16 protein-coding genes are annotated in these 17,105 nt (G+C 68.7%); 12 read left to right on the top strand and 4 right to left on the bottom strand.

Annotated features, from left to right (window positions below; all coding sequences use genetic code 11):
* Positions 1-101: 101 nt before the first annotated feature.
* The 6 genes from AUL33_RS20010 (at position 102) to AUL33_RS19985 (ending at position 5,113) form a co-directional block, all read left to right on the top strand.
* The gene (locus AUL33_RS20010; RefSeq protein WP_062212627.1) at positions 102-596 is read left to right on the top strand and encodes a rod-binding protein; all 495 of its coding nucleotides are present in this window, start codon (positions 102-104) and stop codon (positions 594-596) included.
* Between the two features lie 145 nt (positions 597-741).
* Positions 742-1,035: a flagellar protein FlgN gene (locus AUL33_RS20005; protein ID WP_156419513.1), complete on the top strand. Its 294-nt coding sequence runs from the start codon at positions 742-744 to the stop codon at positions 1,033-1,035.
* Entirely contained in the window at positions 1,032-1,514 is a 483-nt protein-coding gene (locus tag AUL33_RS20000; protein ID WP_062212621.1) for a hypothetical protein, read from the top strand. The genes AUL33_RS20005 and AUL33_RS20000 overlap by 4 nt, the downstream gene beginning before the upstream one ends.
* A gap of 113 nt (positions 1,515-1,627) precedes the next feature.
* Positions 1,628-3,844: a DUF1217 domain-containing protein gene (locus tag AUL33_RS19995; protein WP_062212619.1), complete on the top strand. Its 2,217-nt coding sequence runs from the start codon at positions 1,628-1,630 to the stop codon at positions 3,842-3,844.
* A 93-nt stretch (positions 3,845-3,937) separates the two neighbouring features.
* A complete protein-coding gene (locus tag AUL33_RS19990; RefSeq protein WP_062212615.1) occupies positions 3,938-4,204 on the top strand; it encodes a hypothetical protein in 267 nt (88 codons plus the stop codon).
* Positions 4,205-4,333: 129 nt separating this feature from the next.
* Complete coding sequence (locus AUL33_RS19985; protein ID WP_062212612.1) at positions 4,334-5,113, top strand: Crp/Fnr family transcriptional regulator; 780 nt, start codon at positions 4,334-4,336, stop codon at positions 5,111-5,113.
* Between the two features lie 89 nt (positions 5,114-5,202).
* On the opposite strand, the gene AUL33_RS19980 is transcribed toward AUL33_RS19985, so the two are convergent.
* Positions 5,203-6,354, bottom strand: a complete 1,152-nt coding sequence (locus AUL33_RS19980; RefSeq protein ID WP_202815318.1) for an alpha/beta hydrolase — start codon at positions 6,352-6,354, stop codon at positions 5,203-5,205.
* 221 nt (positions 6,355-6,575) lie between these two features.
* Between AUL33_RS19980 and AUL33_RS19975 the strand changes: the two genes are divergently transcribed.
* The 6 genes from AUL33_RS19975 (at position 6,576) to AUL33_RS19950 (ending at position 14,449) form a co-directional block, all read left to right on the top strand.
* Positions 6,576-7,337 carry a polysaccharide deacetylase family protein gene (locus tag AUL33_RS19975; RefSeq protein WP_062212609.1) on the top strand — a complete coding sequence of 254 codons (762 nt, stop codon included), beginning with the start codon at positions 6,576-6,578 and terminating at the stop codon, positions 7,335-7,337.
* Entirely contained in the window at positions 7,334-8,182 is an 849-nt protein-coding gene (locus tag AUL33_RS19970; RefSeq protein ID WP_062212608.1) for a GNAT family N-acetyltransferase, read from the top strand. Before AUL33_RS19975 ends, AUL33_RS19970 begins: the two co-directional genes overlap by 4 nt.
* A 73-nt stretch (positions 8,183-8,255) precedes the next feature.
* Positions 8,256-10,172, top strand: coding sequence for an ABC transporter ATP-binding protein (locus AUL33_RS19965; RefSeq protein ID WP_062212607.1), 1,917 nt, complete (start codon positions 8,256-8,258; stop codon positions 10,170-10,172).
* 128 nt (positions 10,173-10,300) lie between these two features.
* Positions 10,301-12,286 (top strand): ABC transporter substrate-binding protein, encoded by a 1,986-nt coding sequence (locus AUL33_RS19960; RefSeq protein ID WP_062212605.1) that lies wholly within the window; start codon positions 10,301-10,303, stop codon positions 12,284-12,286.
* A 4-nt stretch (positions 12,287-12,290) separates the two neighbouring features.
* Positions 12,291-13,289: an ABC transporter permease gene (locus AUL33_RS19955; protein ID WP_062212603.1), complete on the top strand. Its 999-nt coding sequence runs from the start codon at positions 12,291-12,293 to the stop codon at positions 13,287-13,289.
* Positions 13,286-14,449 (top strand): ABC transporter permease, encoded by a 1,164-nt coding sequence (locus AUL33_RS19950; protein ID WP_062212600.1) that lies wholly within the window; start codon positions 13,286-13,288, stop codon positions 14,447-14,449. Before AUL33_RS19955 ends, AUL33_RS19950 begins: the two co-directional genes overlap by 4 nt.
* 7 nt (positions 14,450-14,456) lie before the next feature.
* On the opposite strand, the gene AUL33_RS19945 is transcribed toward AUL33_RS19950, so the two are convergent.
* The 3 genes from AUL33_RS19945 to AUL33_RS19935 all read right to left on the bottom strand — a co-directional run bounded on the left by AUL33_RS19945 (position 14,457) and on the right by AUL33_RS19935 (position 17,101).
* Positions 14,457-15,695 (bottom strand): adenylate/guanylate cyclase domain-containing protein, encoded by a 1,239-nt coding sequence (locus AUL33_RS19945; RefSeq protein WP_062212598.1) that lies wholly within the window; start codon positions 15,693-15,695, stop codon positions 14,457-14,459.
* A gap of 88 nt (positions 15,696-15,783) precedes the next feature.
* Positions 15,784-16,599, bottom strand: a complete 816-nt coding sequence (locus tag AUL33_RS19940) for an MBL fold metallo-hydrolase (RefSeq protein ID WP_062212595.1) — start codon at positions 16,597-16,599, stop codon at positions 15,784-15,786.
* A 37-nt stretch (positions 16,600-16,636) separates the two neighbouring features.
* Positions 16,637-17,101 carry a cyclic nucleotide-binding domain-containing protein gene (locus AUL33_RS19935; RefSeq protein ID WP_062212591.1) on the bottom strand — a complete coding sequence of 155 codons (465 nt, stop codon included), beginning with the start codon at positions 17,099-17,101 and terminating at the stop codon, positions 16,637-16,639.
* Positions 17,102-17,105 lie beyond the last annotated feature (4 nt).

Here is a 17,105-nt window from a genome sequence, read left to right as displayed (position 1 = left end):
TAGCGGCGGTTAGAAGGGAAGGCAGAGCGAAGTCGCCGCCGGTCCCGAACGATCCGCCGGTGCTTCCACCCCCATTTCCGCATCCCGACGGGACACGTCCGATGACCGTTGCCGCCGTTACCAACCTCCAGCCGGGCGAGCGCGCCGAGCAGACCCGCGCCGCGAAGGGCCCGTCGTCCGCGCCGGCATCCGACACGGCGGGCGTGAAGGCATCGGTGAGCCCGAGCTTCGCCGCCACCGTCGATGCGGCCGCGCGCACCGGCGCCGTGGCGCCGACCACCGCGCAGGCGAGCGATCCCCGCTTCTTCCACCAGACCTCGCGCTCCGGCGAACTCGAGCCGCTGCAGAAGTTCGAGAGCTTCGTGCTGCGCTCCTTCATCGAGAACATGATGCCGAGCGAGGACACCGCCTTCTTCGGCACCGGCACCGCCGGCAAGATCTGGAAATCCATGCTGGCCGAGCGCATCGGCGACGAGATGGCGGCCTCGGGCGGCATCGGCATCGCCGACATGCTGGCCAAGCACGGGCGCACGGCCGCGCCCGAGATCCCGGCAGCCGAGGGACCGGTGGTTCAGCTGGACAAACCGGGCGCCTGATCGGCGAACCGGGCAGGGCGGCGGCAGGCCGCCCGCAAGACGACTTGACGACACGGCTGCGGCCGGACGACCAAAGGGCAGGCACTTGGAAGCGGTACTCACTCAGGCCATCAACCGTCTCGAAGCCGTTCTGGCGGGGGAGACGATGGCTCTCCGCTCGGGCGACAACACCGGGCTCGGCGACATCAGCAACCGCAAGAACCAGAGCCTCATGGAGCTGTCGCGCATCGCGCGCGGCTTCGAGCCGCAGGGTGCGAGCGAGGCGATGCGCGAGCGGCTCGGCACGCTGCGCGAGCGTCTCGCCGACAACAGCCGGCTGCTGGAACTGCACATGGAAGCAACGGCCGAGGTCGCCGGCCTCATCACGCAGGCGATGACCGATGCCGAGTCGGACGGCACCTACGCCGCCACGATCGGGGGGGCGCGGCTGGTTCGATGATCAAGATCCTGGGCATCGGCATCTGGGTCTGCCTCGTGACGCTCGGCTCCGGCTATGCGGTCGCGACCCTGCGCTCCGGCGAGACCGTCGAGGCTCAGAAGGAACCCGACTATTTCGAGGGACTCGACTACAAGAAGACGGACACGATCGCCGTTCCCCTGATCTCGGAAAACGCGATCCAGGGCTACGTGCTCGCCCGCTTCGTCTACACGATCGACGGCGAGACGGCGGCCAAGCTCGCCGTGCCGCCCGATCCGATCATCCTCGACGAGGCGTTCCGCGCGGTCTACTCGGTCTCGGGCTTCGACTTCCGCAATCCCGAGCGCTACGATCTGCCGGCGCTGCTCGCCTCGATCAAGGAGGCGGTGAACACGCGCTATGGCCAGAAGGTGGTCGAGGACGTGATGATCGACAAGTTCGATTTCATGCCGAAGAACCAGATCGGCGGCGAGGCCTACAAGACCGCGGCGACGCAGTAGGGAGCGGCGCTCCTGCACCCTCTTCACGTCCCGGAAACGATGTTCGCTTAAACTCGCCTCTCGGTCGGCGCCCATGCAAAGGGGCGTCGGCCTCGATCGTCCGGAGACGCGCCGTGATATCCACCCTCCTGAACTACCGCCTCTACACGAACAACATGGCGCAGACGCTCGAGCGCCTGTCCGACCAGGCGACGGTGGCCAAGAGCGCGCAATACTACGACGACAAGATCGGCGGCGTCTCCAGCGTCGACGAGTTCCTCGGCGATTTCCGGCTCTATTCCTACGCGATGAAGGCCTACGGACTGGAGGACCAGATCGGCTCCAAGGGCCTGATGCGCAAGGTGCTGGAGAGCGATCTCTCCGACACCGCGAGCTTTGCCAACAAGCTCGTCGACAAGCGCTACGCGCAGTTCGCCTCGGCCTTCAACTTCTCGGCCTCCGCCGCCAAGCCGACGGCCCAGAGCACCGCGCAGACCGACCGCATCGTGGAAGCCTATGGCGAGCGCGTCGATCGCTCCGCACCGATCGCGGCCGCGGCGACCAGCCATTTCGAAGACGCGATGCCGACCGTCACCACGGTCGCGGCTTTCGTCGGCGATCGCCGGCTCGTCGACGTGGCCCTGCGCGCCGCGGGGGTCGCGGACCCCTCGCGTGTCACCTCGAGCTATGTCTCGGGCCTCCTCGACGGAACGATCGCGCCGACGCCCGGCACTGCCTTCGTGACCCTCAAGGGGTTCTTCACGACGGGCGCGAACGCAAGCCTCAGCCAGAACGCCGCACAGATCTCCAATCTCGTCTACCAGTACAACGAGAAGACCGGCAACGCGACGAGCCCGCAGGCGGCGCAGGCCAATATCGACTATCTCAAGGCGGTCCTCGCCAAGTCGCCGCCGGTCGCCAACGTTACCGAACTGACCGGCGACGACCGCATCCTCAAGATGATGCATGCGTCGGTCGGCCTGTCCGAGACCTACACGGCCACGTTCATCGCCGACATCCTGAAGAGCCAGGCGAATGTCGACGCCATGCCCACGGTGTCCGCCAGCGGCGAGGTGCTGCCGGCGCGCGTCGCGGCGAAAGCCAAGATGCAGGCCCTGCGCGACATGTTCCGGTTCGACGCGAACGGTGCGGTCCGCCCGTCGACGGAGACCGACGCCAACGGCGTCAGCCAGCCCTACAATGTGCCGCTGCCGCCCAAGGCCACGGAGACCTTCTTCAACGGCTACCTCGCCAACTACAAGGCGGCCGCGACGAAGGCCGACGGCAATGCCAGCGCCGTCTTCGTCGCCGGTATCGCCAAGGTGACGTCGGTCACCGACCTGATCCGCGCCGATGCAAGCGTGGTCGGCAGCACCCGGCGCACCAACCTCGAATATGTCCTCAAGGCCTTCGACATCGATCCCGCGACCGCCAGCCTGTCGACGATCCGCGCCGTCCTGACGAGCGATCCGTCCGATCCCGACAGCTACGTCTCGAAGCTAAAGGACGAGCGCTATTCGAAGCTCGCCGCCGCCTTCAACTTCGGCGAGGACGGCAAGCTGCGGGCGGAGCGCTCGGTCCAGTCCGTAACCGACCGCACCAAGACCGCGACGCTCTACAGCGCGACCTTCGGCACCGACCAGTCCGATGCGAAGAAGGCGGTCGTGAAGGCGGACACCCAGCGCTATCTCGAGGCGACCGGCGCGATCTACTCGATCGACGGGCTTCTCGCCGACGAGAAGACGGTTCGCTACGCCCTGACCGCTTATGGCGTGAAGGATACCGACATCTCCAAGGCGGATCTGCGCAAGATCCTGACGAGCGATCTCTCCGATCCCAAGAGCTTCGCCAACGCGCAGACCGACAAGGCCGTCGCGAAGTTCGCCGCCGCCTTCAACTTCGAGACGGACGGCAGCCTCGAGAACACCGGATCGGGCGCGCAAAGCGGCGCAGCCCGGCGCACGACCGACAATCTCTACCTCCTGCAGACGCTCGAGGAGCAGTCCGGCGAGACGAGCGAGGGCACGCGCCTTGCGCTCTACTTCCTGCGCAACGCGCCGAACGTCACCACCGCCTACGGCCTTCTCGCCGACAAGGCTCTCTTCCAGGTCGCCCGAACCGCGCTCGGGCTGCCCGACGGGATGAGCAGCATGGATGTCGCCAAGCAGGCCAAGCTGCTGGAAAGCCGCATCGACTTCACAGACTTCGCCGATCCCGCCAAGCTCGACAAGTTCATCGCCCGCTTCGCCGGCATGTACGATGTCGCCTCCACCGACGCGTCCTCCTCGCCGATCCTGGCCCTCTTCAACGGCGGCAGCGGCTCCGGCAGCGGGCTCCTCTCGCTCTTCTGAGCGAAAGTGTCGCTTGGAGTGCGCGCGCCGCCGGCGCGGAACCCCATCGCGCGCAAATCTCTTTCTCCTCATCAGACCGAGGAGAAAGAATCCATGTCATCCGACAAGCCAAACCGTCTCGACGATGCCCGTCTCGATGCCTCCCTCTCCGTGCTCGGAGACGACGAGGGCGGCGATCCCAAGGTCGGCCGCATCGGCTCGGCGCCCCGACCGCAGAGCCGCGACGGGTTGCAGCCCGGCGAGACCGGGGTCGCGGCCCCCGGCACGATCGAGGAAATCGATGCGCAGGATGCGCTGGACAGCCAGCGCGCGGCACGCGACTCGATCAACGACGTCGCGGGCCGTACCGGCAAGGCCTGAGCTGGCCCGTCGGAGAACCGCCGGTCTGAACAGGCCGGCGGTTCCCCTTCCTGTCGATCAGCGAAGGCTCTATGACGGGGGGCCGCGCGTGCTGTCGCCGCCGGCGGATCGACGGGACGGGCAAGGGCCATGGTTCACGACAGTTTCTTCATCCGCAAGCTCGAGCATTTCGTCACCTTCTCCCCCGAAGAGCGACAACTCTTTGCCCGCCACACACGCCGCACCGTCCAGCTTCCGCCCAAACACGAGATCTCGTCGGAAGGCGACAACCCGCAGGACGTCCATCTGATCCTTTCGGGCTTCGCCTGCCGCTACAAGATCCTCGAGGACGGCAGCCGCCAGATCGTCGCCTATCTCGTGCCCGGCGACTTCTGCGACCTGCATGTGTTCATCCTGAAGGAGATGGATCATGCGATCGCGACCCTGACCGACTGTCACGTCGCCAAGCTGTCGAGCAGCGATATCGCGGAACTCTGCGAAAAGCCCGCGATCGCCAAGGCGCTCTGGTGGTCGACGCTGGTGGACCAGTCGGTGCTGCGGGAATGGCTGGTCAATGTCGGGCGCCGCTCGGCCGAGGAGCGCATCGCCCATCTCCTGTGCGAACTCCTCGTGCGCCTGCAGAGCGTCGGTCTCGTCGATCACGACAACCGCTTCCTCTTGCCGGTGACGCAGACGGAACTCGCGGACACGATGGGTCTGACGGTGGTCAGCGTCAACAAGATGATCCGCAACCTTCGCAGCGAGGGCATGATCTCCGCCGAGGGCAAGAACCTCGTGGTGCGCGACGTCGGGCGCCTGAAGGAATTCTGCGGCTTCAACGAGACCTACCTGCACCTTCGCGAAAAGGCGCCGGCGAGCCAAGGCAACCGGGTCGCTCGTGACGAGGCGCGCGACCTCTCGTCGGCCTGACCGACCTCGCCTCCTGAGGTCTAGAAAAAAGGAGCGATCCCCGCGGATCGCCCCTTCTCCCGTCCTATCCTATCGCAAAGAGCTTTCGCTCAGTTCGCCGGCTTGGCCGCGCCGGTCGAACTGGTGCTTTCGCTGGATGGTGCGGCGGCAAAGGCGGCGGCAAGCCGCTCGTTCGCCAACGTCATCGCCTGCTTGGCCTCCGGCACCACCGTGCCCATGCCGAAGAACTCGTGCGTCACGCCGGCATAGGTCTTCTGCTCCACGGGAACGCCGGCGGCGCGAAGGTGCTCGGCATAGGTCTCGCCTTCCGAGCGCAGCGGATCGATCTGCGCATTGATCACCGTCGCGGCAGGCAGGCCCTGCAGCTCGGTGCGTCCCACGAGGTTGAGGCGTGGATCGGCCGATTGCGACTGCTCTGCCAACACGTTGGTGAAGAACCACTCCATCGCCGGCTTCGACAAGGGCTTGGCCTCGGCGTTCTCGACATAGGACGGGGTCTTCAGGTCGTTGCCCGCGACGGGATAGACGAGAAGCTGGTGGATCGGCTGGATGATCCTGGCGTCGCGCGCCATGATCGCGACGTTCGCCGCCATGTTGCCGCCCGCGCTCTCGCCGGCGACGGCCAGACGCGTCGTGTCGGCGTTGAGCGAGCCGGAGTTCTCGACGATCCACTGATAGGCCGCGAAACCGTCCTCATGTGCCGCCGGGAACTTGTGCTCGGGCGCATGGCGATAATCGACCGAGACCACGACGGCTTTCGCACCAGCCGCGATCGCGCGGGGCGAGGCGTCGTAGGTGTCGAGATCGGCGATCACCCAGCCGCCGCCATGGTAGTAGACGACGAGCGGGAAGGGCCCTTGGCCTTCCGGGGTGTAGACACGGGCATCGACCTCGCCGGCGGCGCCGGGGATCTTGATGTCGCGCGTTTTCACCGCCTGAACGGCGGCGCCCGGCTGGATGTTCTTCTCCTTCATGATCGCCATGACGGCGTCGGCAGGCGTCGGCTGGGCGCGGGTCTCGGCCACCGGAAGCGTGCCGAGCGGCTTGGCGCCGAGCGCGGCGAGCTTGTCGAGAACCGACTTCATCTCGGCTGTCGGCTGCGCCATCGTGCGGGCGGCGGCGGCGGTGGAGGTCGAGGCTGGCGGCGTCGCGGTCTGGGCGGAGGCGGCGGACAGGCCGAGGGCGAACGTGCCGGCGATCGCGGCCAGCATCGTGGCGCTGCGAAGGGTCGTGCGGACCATGGGGGTCTCCTGAGTTGATGTCATGGGAAGGGAAGGCCACGACGCAGACGCCTGTTCCGAAACAAGGCTTGCCCAGCCTGCCTAACTGTCTGTGCGGCTAAATATATTGGCTGCGATCATCTGGTGCGATCGGCTTCGGTCGCGGCAAGGCCGCGCACTTGTGCCCGCGCTGCGCGAGCCGCTAAGACGGCGACCATGGTTCCGCCCATTCGCCCGCTCCGATGATCGATCCCACCGACGCCGCGCCGCTCAATGCCGAGCTCGATCGCTGGGAGGAGGGGGGCCTGACCCTGCCGCTCTGGTGGCGCGACGACGACGCGGCCGACGACACGCCGGCCCTTCGCCGCCTCATGGCGCTGGCCGATCGCCACCGCGCGGTGCCGGCCCTCGCCGTGATCCCCGAGCCGGCGACGCCGGCGCTGGCCGCGGTTCTTTCGGGTGGGGACGCCCATGTCCTCCAGCACGGCTGGCGCCATCGCAACCACGCCGCGCCCGGCGGGCGAGCGGTGGAGTGCGGCGGGGATCGCGACCTCCAGCCCATCCTCGACGAGTTCGCAGGTGGGCGCGAGCGCCTCGCCGCGCTCTTCGGCGACCGCTTCCTGCCGGTGATGGTGCCGCCTTGGAACCGGATCGAGCCGCGCGTGAGCCAAGCGTTGCCCGCCGCCGGCTATATCGGCCTCAGCACCTTCGGCCCGCCCGAGGCCGCCCCGCCCGGCCTTCGCGCCATCAACGGCGATCTCGATGTGGTCAGGTGGAAAGGCGGCGCGCGCTTTGCCGGGGCGACCAAGCTCTGCCGCTCGATGGTGGAGGATCTGGCGCTCCGCCGCGCCGCCGGGGATGGTCGACCCTTCGCTCTCCTCACCCACCATCTCGCCCATGATGAGGCGACGTGGGACTTCCTCGCCGCCCTCCTGCCGATGCTCTCGCGCCATCCCGCCGTGCGCTGGCGCGACGCCGCCACGCTGTTCGCGCCGCTCGCATGAGCGCCCTCGTACGCCCGGCGGGCGAGGCCGATATCGAGCCGGTGGCCGATCTCCTCCATCGGCTGATGAACCCGAAGATCCCGCCCGAGCGCTGGCGGCGGATCCTCGCCTATCCCTGGCGCCCGGTCGATGCCGAGCGCGGCTGGCTGGTGGAGGAGGCCGGCACCGTGGTCGGCTTCATGGCGACGATCTATTCCGATCGCGAGACCTCGGTCGGGCGCCGGCGCTTCTGCGATCTCGGCGCCTGGTATCTCCAGCGCGACCACCGCGGCACCGGCATCGGAGAGGCGCTGCTGCGCGCCGGCATGGCGCAGCCCGGCACGACCTACGCCACGATGACCGCCCGCCGCGCCACCGGTCGGCGCATCCGCGGGCTGGGCTTCACCATTCTCGACGACACCCGCCGCCTGTTTCGCCCGCAGGCCGGCGGCGCGCGCCTCTCGCTCCAGAGGCCCGAGCCCGAACGGCTGGACCCCCGCTCGCGCCGCATCCTTGGCGATCACCGGGGCCTTGGCTTGGATATGCTGAGCTTCGAGGCGGGCGGCGCGCCCGTGCTCCTCGTCCTCCAGAACAAGCGCAAGGGCGAGAACATCCTCTATCGCGAGCTTCTCCACTGCTCCGACCTCGGCGTCCTCGCGGCCTCCGCACAGGCGCTCGCCGATACGCTCTGCGGGCCCGCGTCGGAGGTGCTGGCCATCGATTCGCGCTTCCTCCCTGTGCATGTGTCGCCGGGCGAAATCGAGGTGATCCCGCTGGCCCGGTGGGTCCGCACGCCCGACGTACCCCCCGCGGATGTGGATCATCTCTATGCCGAGACGCTGCTTCTCGACTTGAAGCTTCCCTGACCGCCCCGCTCTCTGCCATGATCGCGGCGCGATCGCCGTCTCGGCCTGCGCGACACGCCTGACCGGAACCTTCATGCCGCCTCTTCTCAGCGTCGAAGACCTCTCCATCGAGTTTCGAACGCTCGAGGGGCGGTTTCGCGCCGTGAACGAACTCTCCTTCGCCGTCGAGGAGGGTCGCACTCTTGCGGTGATCGGCGAGTCCGGTTCGGGCAAGTCGGTGACGGCGCAGGCGATCCTGGGCCTCCTGCCGCCCGCCGCCTTCCAGCTCGGCGGCCGCATCCTCTTCCATGACAAAGGCGCCGCGCCCGTCGACCTCGCCACGCTGCCGCGCAACGGTCCCGCCTTCGGGGCGATCCGGGGCGACCGCATCGCCATGATCTTCCAAGAGCCCACCGCCGCGCTCTCGCCGCTCCACACGGTGGGCGACCAGATCGGCGAGGTGCTGCGGCGTCATCGCGGCATCGGCGCGAGCCAAGCCCGTTCGGCGGCGATCGAGATGCTCGGCCGCGTCGGCTTCGCCAAGCCGGAGAAGGCGGTGGACTCCTACGCGTTCGAACTGTCGGGCGGGCTCTGTCAGCGCGCCATGATCGCCATCGCGATGATCTGCCGCCCGGCGCTGATCATCGCGGACGAACCCACCACCGCGCTCGACGTCACCGTGCAAGCCGAAATCCTCAAGTTGCTGCGCGATCTCCAGCAGGCCGAGGGCACCGCGATCCTCCTCATCGCCCACGATCTCGGCGTCGTCGCCAACATGGCCGACGACATGATCGTGGTGCATCACGGCGAGACGATGGAGCGCGGGTCGGCGCGCGAGCTCTTCGCCCGCCCGCGCCACGCCTATCTGAAGGCGCTGATGGCCTCGGTGCCGCGCCTCGACATGGGGCCGGACGAGCGGCTGAAGCCGCTGCGCGAGATCGCCGTCGGGGGCACCGTGACCCGCTGGGCCGAGGCGCGCGCCGCCGCGCGGCAGGCCGGCGCCGGGGAGGCCGCGATGGGAACGCCGCTCGTGCGGCTTCGCACGGTGCGCAAGACCTTCGGCGAGCGCCGCGGCTTCGCCGTCAAGGGTGCGGCGGCGGCCCCGGCCGTCGCCGACGTCGATCTCGACATCTTCCGCGGCGAGTGTCTCGGCCTCGTCGGCGAGAGCGGCTGCGGCAAGACCACGCTGTCGCGCATCTTGGCGCGCTCCGAGACGCCGGACAGCGGCACCGTCGAGATGATGGGCGAGGACGGCTGGGAGGATCTTCTGGCGCTGCGCGGCGACGATCTGCGCCGCTGGCGCCGCCGGGTGCAATACGTCTTCCAGAACCCCTATCTGGCGCTCAATCCGCGCATGACCGTGGAGCAGATCCTCTCCGAGCCGCTCGTCATCCACGGGATCGGCACGCCGCAGAGCCGGCGCGCGCGGGTGCGCGATCTCCTGGCGCTCGTCGGATTGCAGGATGCCCATCTCGGGCGCTTCCCCCACAGCTTCTCGGGCGGCCAGCGCCAGCGCATCGGCATCGCGCGGGCGCTGGCGCTGGAGCCCGACCTCATCCTCTTCGACGAGCCCGTCTCGGCGCTCGACGTCTCGGTGCAGGCGCAGATCCTCAACCTCCTGAAGGATCTGCGGCGCGAACTCGGTCTGACCTATCTCTTCGTTTCCCACAATCTGGCGGTGGTCGACTATCTCGCCGACCGCATCGCCGTGATGGCGGCGGGGCGTCTGGTGGAGGTGGCGCCGCGCGAGACGCTGTTCCGCGCGCCCCTCCATCCCTACACGAAGAAGCTCATCGCCTCGGTGCCCGAGCCCGACCCGGACCGGCCCATCGACTTTTCCGCCTTCGGGCCGGGGCGCTCGCGCGATCCCGCCAGTTGGGGCTGGCCCTTCTCGATGGCCGGTGCGCCCGCCCCGAGCCAGCCGGAAGGGCCGGAGCCGCATCTCCTCGATCTCGGCGGCGGCCATGCGGTGCGCGCCTTTGCCGCCGGCCGCGAGGGCCTGCGGCCGTGAGCCGCCCGTTCGCTCCGCCGTTGCATGGCGCTGCGCCGCGTGCGAGCGTCGAAACGCAAGCGAAGCGCCAGCGCGAACAGGCGCTTGGGGCCGCGCTTCGCCCACCACTGACCGCTCCGGAGTCTTCGATGGCGACGCCCCGCCGCCTCATCGCCCGCTTCGCCCGCACGGCCCCGCCGCTGGCGGCGCTGACGCTCGTCGCATGCCTTGGCCTCGCGCAAAGCCCGGCACGCGCGGCCGTGGCCGAGCCGCCGGCCCTGGCCGACACGGTCGCGGCCGGAACGCTGGCGCCGATGGCCGAGCGCCTGCCGGCCGAGCCGCTGGTGGTCGACATGCCCGCCACCGGCCGCGAGATCGGCCGCTACGGCGGTTCGCTGCGCATCATCGAGGCGCAGGCCCGCGACACCCGCCGCATGGTGGTGTTCGGTTATGCGCGCCTCGTCGGCTACACGCCGGATGGACGCATCGAGCCCGATCTCGCCCGCGCGGTGGATGTCGAGGCGGGCCGGATCTTCACGATCCACCTGCGCCGGGGCCACAAATGGTCGGACGGCGCGCCCTTCACCGCCGAGGACTTCCGCTACTACTGGGAGGACGTCGTCAACGATCCCAAGCTCGGCAAGAACGGCCTGCCGCGCGAGCTTCTGGTCGACGGCGAGGGGCCGCGCGTCAGCTTCCCCGACGACGTGACGATCCGCTACGAGTGGACGAAGCCGAACCCGTTCTTCCTGCCGGCCATGGCGCGCTCTCTGGCGCTCGAGATCTTCCGGCCCGCCCATTATCTCAAGCAGTTTCACCAGAAATACGCCGATCCCGCTTCGCTCGAGGCGCGCGTAGCGGCGGAAGGCCAGCGCAACTGGGTAGCGCTGCACTTCAAGTTCGATCAGCCCTACAAGAACGCCAATGTCGAACTGCCGTCGCTGCAGCCCTGGGTGCTCGCGACCACGCCGCCTGCCGACCGCTATCTCTTCCGCCGCAATCCCTACTTCCACCGGGTCGACGAGACGGGGCAGCAGCTCCCCTATATCGACGAGGTGGCAATGACCATCGCCAGTCCCGGTCTCATCCCGGCGATGGTCGGGGCGGGCGCCGCCGACCTGCAGGCGAACTACATGACCTTCGGCAATTACGCCTTCGTCAAGCACGCGAGCGAGCGCTGGGACTACGACGTCCTGCGCTGGCACAGCGGCCGGGGGGCGCGCGTCGCGCTGTTTCCCGATCTCAACGTCGTCGACGAGACCTGGCGCACCCTGTTCCAGTCCGCCGACTTCCGCCGCGCCCTGTCGCTGGCGATCAACCGCGAGGACATCAACCAGGCCATCTACTACGGCCTCGCGCGGCCGACGAACGACACGGTCCTGCCGGCCTCGCCGCTCTGGACGCCCGACCTGTCGCAGCGCTTCGCGACCTACGATCCCGCCGCCGCCATCGCGCTTCTCGACGCGATGGGCCTGCGCAAGCGCGACACCGGCGGCATCCGCATCCTGCCCGACGGCCGCTCGGCCAACATCGTCGTCGAGGTCGGCGGCGAGGAGGGCGAGCAGGTCGACGTTCTCCAGCTCGTCGCCGAGGACTGGCGCAAGATCGGCATCGGCCTCGTCCTGAAAACGGTGGAGAAGGACACGCTGAGCTCGCGCCTCGCTGCCGGATCGACGCTCATGTCGGTGGGCCCGGGCCTCGAGAACGGTCTGGCCAAGCCGGTGGACAGCCCGGCGGAACTCGCCCCGACCGATTCCTCGCAGGCCTCCTGGCCGGCCTGGGGGCTCCATTTCGAAAGCGGCGGCAAGCTCGGCGCCGAGCCCTCGCTGCCTTTCGCCCGCGAGCTGCTGGCCTTGAACATGCGCTGGCGCGAGACGCTGATCGAGGGCGAGAAGCGCGAGATCTGGCGCCGCATGCTGGAGATCAACGCCGCCGAGATGCCGCGCATCGGCATCGTCGCGGGCGTCGACCAGATCGTCGTGGCGTCCCGGCGCCTGCGCAACCTGCCGCGCGAGGCGACCTACAACTGGGAGCCCGGCGCCCTCTTCGGCACCTACCGGCCCGACACGTTCTTCTTCGCCGACGACCGGCAGGCCGCCGGGGCGCTGCCGACGCCCCAAGCGGACGCGCCCTGACCCCATGCTGCGCTATCTCGCCGTCCGCTTCCTCACCATGCTGTCGACGCTCGCCGTCATCAGCGTCCTCGTCTTCACCATCATCCAGCTGCCGCCCGGCGACTACCTGACGAGCTACATCGCGGAACTGCGCGCCGAAGGCGAGACGAACACCGACGAGAAGGTGGCGTTCTTGCGCGAGATGTACGGGCTCGATCGCTCGCTGCCCGAGCAGTATCTCACCTGGGTCTCCGATTTCGCGCGCGGCGATTTCGGCTATTCCTTCGAGTACCAGCGCCCGGTTTCCGAGGTCGTCGGCGACCGGCTGTTCCTGACGATGGTGCTGAACTTCGCCACAGTCTTCTTCATCTACCTCGTGGCCTTTCCGGTTGGGCTCTATGTCGCCGCGCGCCAGCACAGCGCCGCCGACCACGGGCTGACGCTGCTCGGCTATCTCGGATTGGCGACGCCCAACTTCCTCCTCGCGCTCATCCTCCTCTACGTCTCGAACGCCGTGTTCGGCGTCTCGATCGGCGGGCTGATGGATCCCGCTTACATGGACGAAGGCTGGTCGGCGGCAAAGATCGTCTCGCTGATGACGCATCTCATCGTGCCCGTCGTGGTCATCGGCATGTCCGGCACGGCGGCGATGATCCAGCGCCTGCGCGCCAATCTCCTCGACGAGCTGCGCAAGCCCTACGTCGTGGCGGCGCGCGCACGCGGCCTGCCGGAGGGCCGGGTGATGCGCAAGTATGCGCTGCGCTCGGCCCTCAATCCGTTCGTCTCCGACATTGGCGACCTGCTGCCGCAGGTCGTCTCCGGCTCGGTCATCATCTCCGTCATCATGTCGCTGCCCACCACCGGGCCGATGCTGCTCTCCTCGCTGCGCAGCCAGGACATGTATCTGGCCGGATCCTTCCTCATGTTCCTCGCGATCCTCACCGTGGCCGGCATGCTCGTCTCCGACATCGTCCTGGCCTTCGTCGATCCGCGCGTGCGCCTTGCGGGGGCGAGACGCCGATGAGCGATCTCACCGGCCACTGGGTCTCGCCCAAGCCCTTCGACCCCGGTCGCACCACGGCCGAGCTGTCGTCGGTCTCGACGGCGTATCTCGACGCCTCGCAGCGCCGGCTCTTCTGGTGGCGCTTCCGGCGGCACCGGCTGGCCATCGTGTCGCTGGCCTTCCTGGCGCTCGCCTATCTCTGCGTCGTCTTCGCCGAGTTCGTCGCGCCCGCCGGCGTCGCGACGCGCGACACGCAGCACATCTTCATGCCGCCGCAGCGCGTCCATCTCTTCCACGAGGGCAGCCTCGTCGGGCCCTTCGTCTACCCGATGGTCGGGCGGCTCGACATGGACACGCTGGAGCGCCTCTACGAGGTCGATCGCACGACGCCGATGCCGCTGCGCTTCCTCTGCCACCACGAGCCCTACCGGTTCTGGGGCCTGTGGGAGAGCGATCGCCACCTCGTCTGTCCGCCGCAGGGCGGCACGGCCTTCCTCCTCGGCACTGATCGGCTGGGGCGCGACATCTTCTCGCGCCTCGTCCACGGCGCGCGGATCTCGCTCACCGTCGGCCTCGTTGGCGTCACCCTGTCGCTGATCCTTGGCCTCGCGCTCGGCGGGCTCGCGGGCTATCGTGGCGGCTGGGCCGACTGGATCCTGCAGCGCGTCACGGAAGTGCTGCGCTCGCTGCCGCAACTGCCGCTCTGGCTGGCGCTCTCCGCCGCGCTGCCGGTGACGATGAGCCCGATTCTTGTCTATTTCTGCATCACCGCCATCCTAGCCTTCCTCGAATGGCCGGGGCTGGCGCGCGCGGTGCGCTCGAAGCTGCTCAGCCTTCGCGAGGAGGATTTCTGCCGCGCCGCCGAGATGATGGGGGCGAGCGACGCGCGCATCATCTCGCGCCACCTCCTGCCGAACTTCATGAGCCACATCATCGTCTCGGCCTCGCTCGCCATCCCGACGATGATCCTCGCCGAAACGGCGCTTTCGTTCCTCGGCCTGGGCTTGCGCGCGCCGATCACCAGCTGGGGCGTCATGCTGTCGGAGGCGCAGAACATCGAGGCCGTGGCGCTCTACCCCTGGCTCCTGATGCCGATGCTGCCGGTCATGCTGACGGTGCTCGCCTTCTCCTTCCTCGGAGACGGCCTGCGCGACGCGCTCGACCCGCTCGCCGCCAGCTGACGGCTTTTCAGGCCGCCGAGGCGATGGCCGCGGGAACGGCGAGGCCGTAGAGCGCCACCGGCTCGCGCATGCCGCGTAGCGGATAGGAACCGAGGCACCGCCAGTCGGCCGCCGCGTGCGCGATCACCTCTTGCGTCGCCAGCACGGGAACGCCGAGTTCCTTCGTCATGCGCTCGATGCGCTCGACCTCGTTGGCGCTGGGGCCGACCACCGAGAAGGACAGGCGCTGGGGAATGCCGATATTGCCGAGGCGCACGTCGCCGACGCACATGGCGATGCCGAAGTCGATGGGCACCGCGCCCTCGCCGGCGCGCCGAAGATTGACCGCGTGACCGGCCGCGACCGCCGCCGCCGCCGCCGAGACCGCCCGCCGCGCGACCTCGCCCGTCGCGCCCGCCGCCTCGTCCATCGGGAAGATCGCCATCACGGCGTCGCCGATGAAGGCGAGGATCTCGCCGCCGGCCTCCACCACCGAGCGCCCGGTGCAGGCGAAATAGTCGTTGAGGAGGGCGAGATAGCTTTCCTCGCCGAGCTCCTCCGCCAGCCCCGTCGAGTTGCGCAGGTCCGAGTACCAGACGAGCGCGCGCACGTGGCTGCCGCTGCCGAGCCGGATGCGCCCGCCCAGCACCTCGCGAGCAATCGTCGGCCCCAGATAAGTGTCGGCGACGTTCGAGATGAGGCGCGGATAGATCATCAGCTTGCAGAGCAGCGCCATGTAGCGCTGCAGGCTGCGCAGCGTGTCCACCACCGTGTCGTGGAAACCGCCCGGCGCCTTCGTCGCCCAGGTGACGTAGAGGCCGAAATCCTGATCGTCGCGGCGCAGCAGCGAGGCGTCCGTGAACATCGGCGTGCGCAGCGCGATGAGGTCGCGGTAGCCCTGAAGCCGCAGTTCCTCGAAGAGCGGAAACTGCAGGTCGCCGGCGTCGCGCTCGAGGCGCGAGCGCAGGAAGCGCTCGTCATGGTCGAGCATCCACTTGACCGGGCTGCGCCGCCATTCGTCGCTGTCGCGGTCCTGATGGTCGAAGCGCTGCGAGGACAGGCCCTCGTCCTCCTTCCAGACCACGGTCTCCGCCTCGAACAGGGGATGCAGCGTCGGCCAGGAAAGGCGGCAGCGGTCGATGGGAATGCCGACCTTGCGCAGGCGATGCACGAGCGCCTCGAGCGTCGCCTCGATGCTCCGCTCCGCCAGCGCCTCTTCGAGGAGCCAGTCGCCGATCTCGAGAATCTTCGCGGTCGATATGCTCAAGCCGTCTCACTCCCTGCATCGCGTCGGGGCGCGCGTTCCTGCAGCGTCCCGACATTGAGGACGCTGTCCCTGCGACAGGAATTCGTCATCAAAGCGGCCCGAGCGCGATCTCCAGCCCGACGCGCGCCGCGATCGTGCCCGGCCGCTGGCCTTGCGCCTTTGCTTCGATCACCCGCAGTTCGGCATCGCTGCGCTTATGGGAATGATGGAACAGCACGAGTTGCCCGACCCCGGCGCGCTCGGCGATGCGCAGACCCTCCTCGACGGAGGAATGGCCGTAGCCCTTGTAGGTCTCCATCTCGGCGTCGACGAAGGTCGTGTCGTAGACGAGGATGTCGGCCCCCGCGACGAAGGCGTCGAGCGCGGGATTGGCGACCCCCGGTACGTGCTCGTGGTCGGTGGCGTAGACGATCGAGCGGCCGCGCCAGCGCACCCGGTAGGCCACGGCCCCGTCGGGATGGTCGAGCCGATGCGTGTCGATGACGAGGCCGGGCTCGGGCTCGAACCGGTCGCCCGGCCGGAAGGAGCGGTAGTCGATGGCGGCGCGGAAGACCTTCGGCGTCACGGGATGGAAGGGCGCGCGCATGTAGTCGGCGACGAGCCCGGCGCAGTCGTGGTCGTCCAGCATGTGGCCGGCATGGATCCGGGCGCTGACGCCCTCGAAGTAGAGCGGCGCAAAATAGGGCAGGCCGAGAATGTGGTCGTAGTGGGTGTGGGTGAAGTAGAGGTCGATGTCGGTGGCGCCCTCGGCGACCAGCGACTGCCCGAGCGCCAGAATGCCGGACCCCGCGTCGAAGGCGAGGCGCCGTGCACCGGCGCGGATCTCGACGCAGGAGGTGCGCGCCCCGTATTCCGAGGGATCGTCCGGCGCCCACGGGATGCTGCCCCGCGCGCCCCAGATCACGAGCCGCAGTTCATCGAGAACAGGCGTCGGCGGACCGTCAGACGGCAGGGCCGCCTCCCGATCGCGACAGGACGAGTTCTGCGGTGGTGCGGCTCAGCCGCAGCGCCAGTTCGCGCAGCATGGTGCGCGCCATGCCGGGGAAGGCGTCGAGGAGGTCCGACAGGCAGTCCTTCGAGATGCGCAGCGTCTTCAGCGCCGTGAGCGAGCGCACGGTGGCGGTGCGGGGCATGTCGCAGAGGATGCCGATCTCGCCGACGATGTCGTTGGGGCCGAGCCGCGCCAGCTCGATTTCGCCGACCGGCGTTTCCGCCACGATCGCGACCTCGCCGGACAGGATGAGATAGGCGCTGTCGCCGGGGTCGCCCTGGCGGAAGATCGTCTCGCCGGGGCCGAAGAGGGCGATGTCGGAGGTGAAGGCGATGAGCTTCAGCTTCTGCGGCTCGATCCCCTGGAACAGCGGGATGCGTCGCAGGATCTCGACTTCATGGCTCAGCTGACTCATCGAA

The sequence above is a fragment of the Aureimonas sp. AU12 genome (genome assembly GCF_001463705.1).
Lineage (GTDB): Bacteria > Pseudomonadota > Alphaproteobacteria > Rhizobiales > Rhizobiaceae > Aureimonas.
This window is presented reverse-complemented; position numbering and strand designations above follow the sequence as displayed.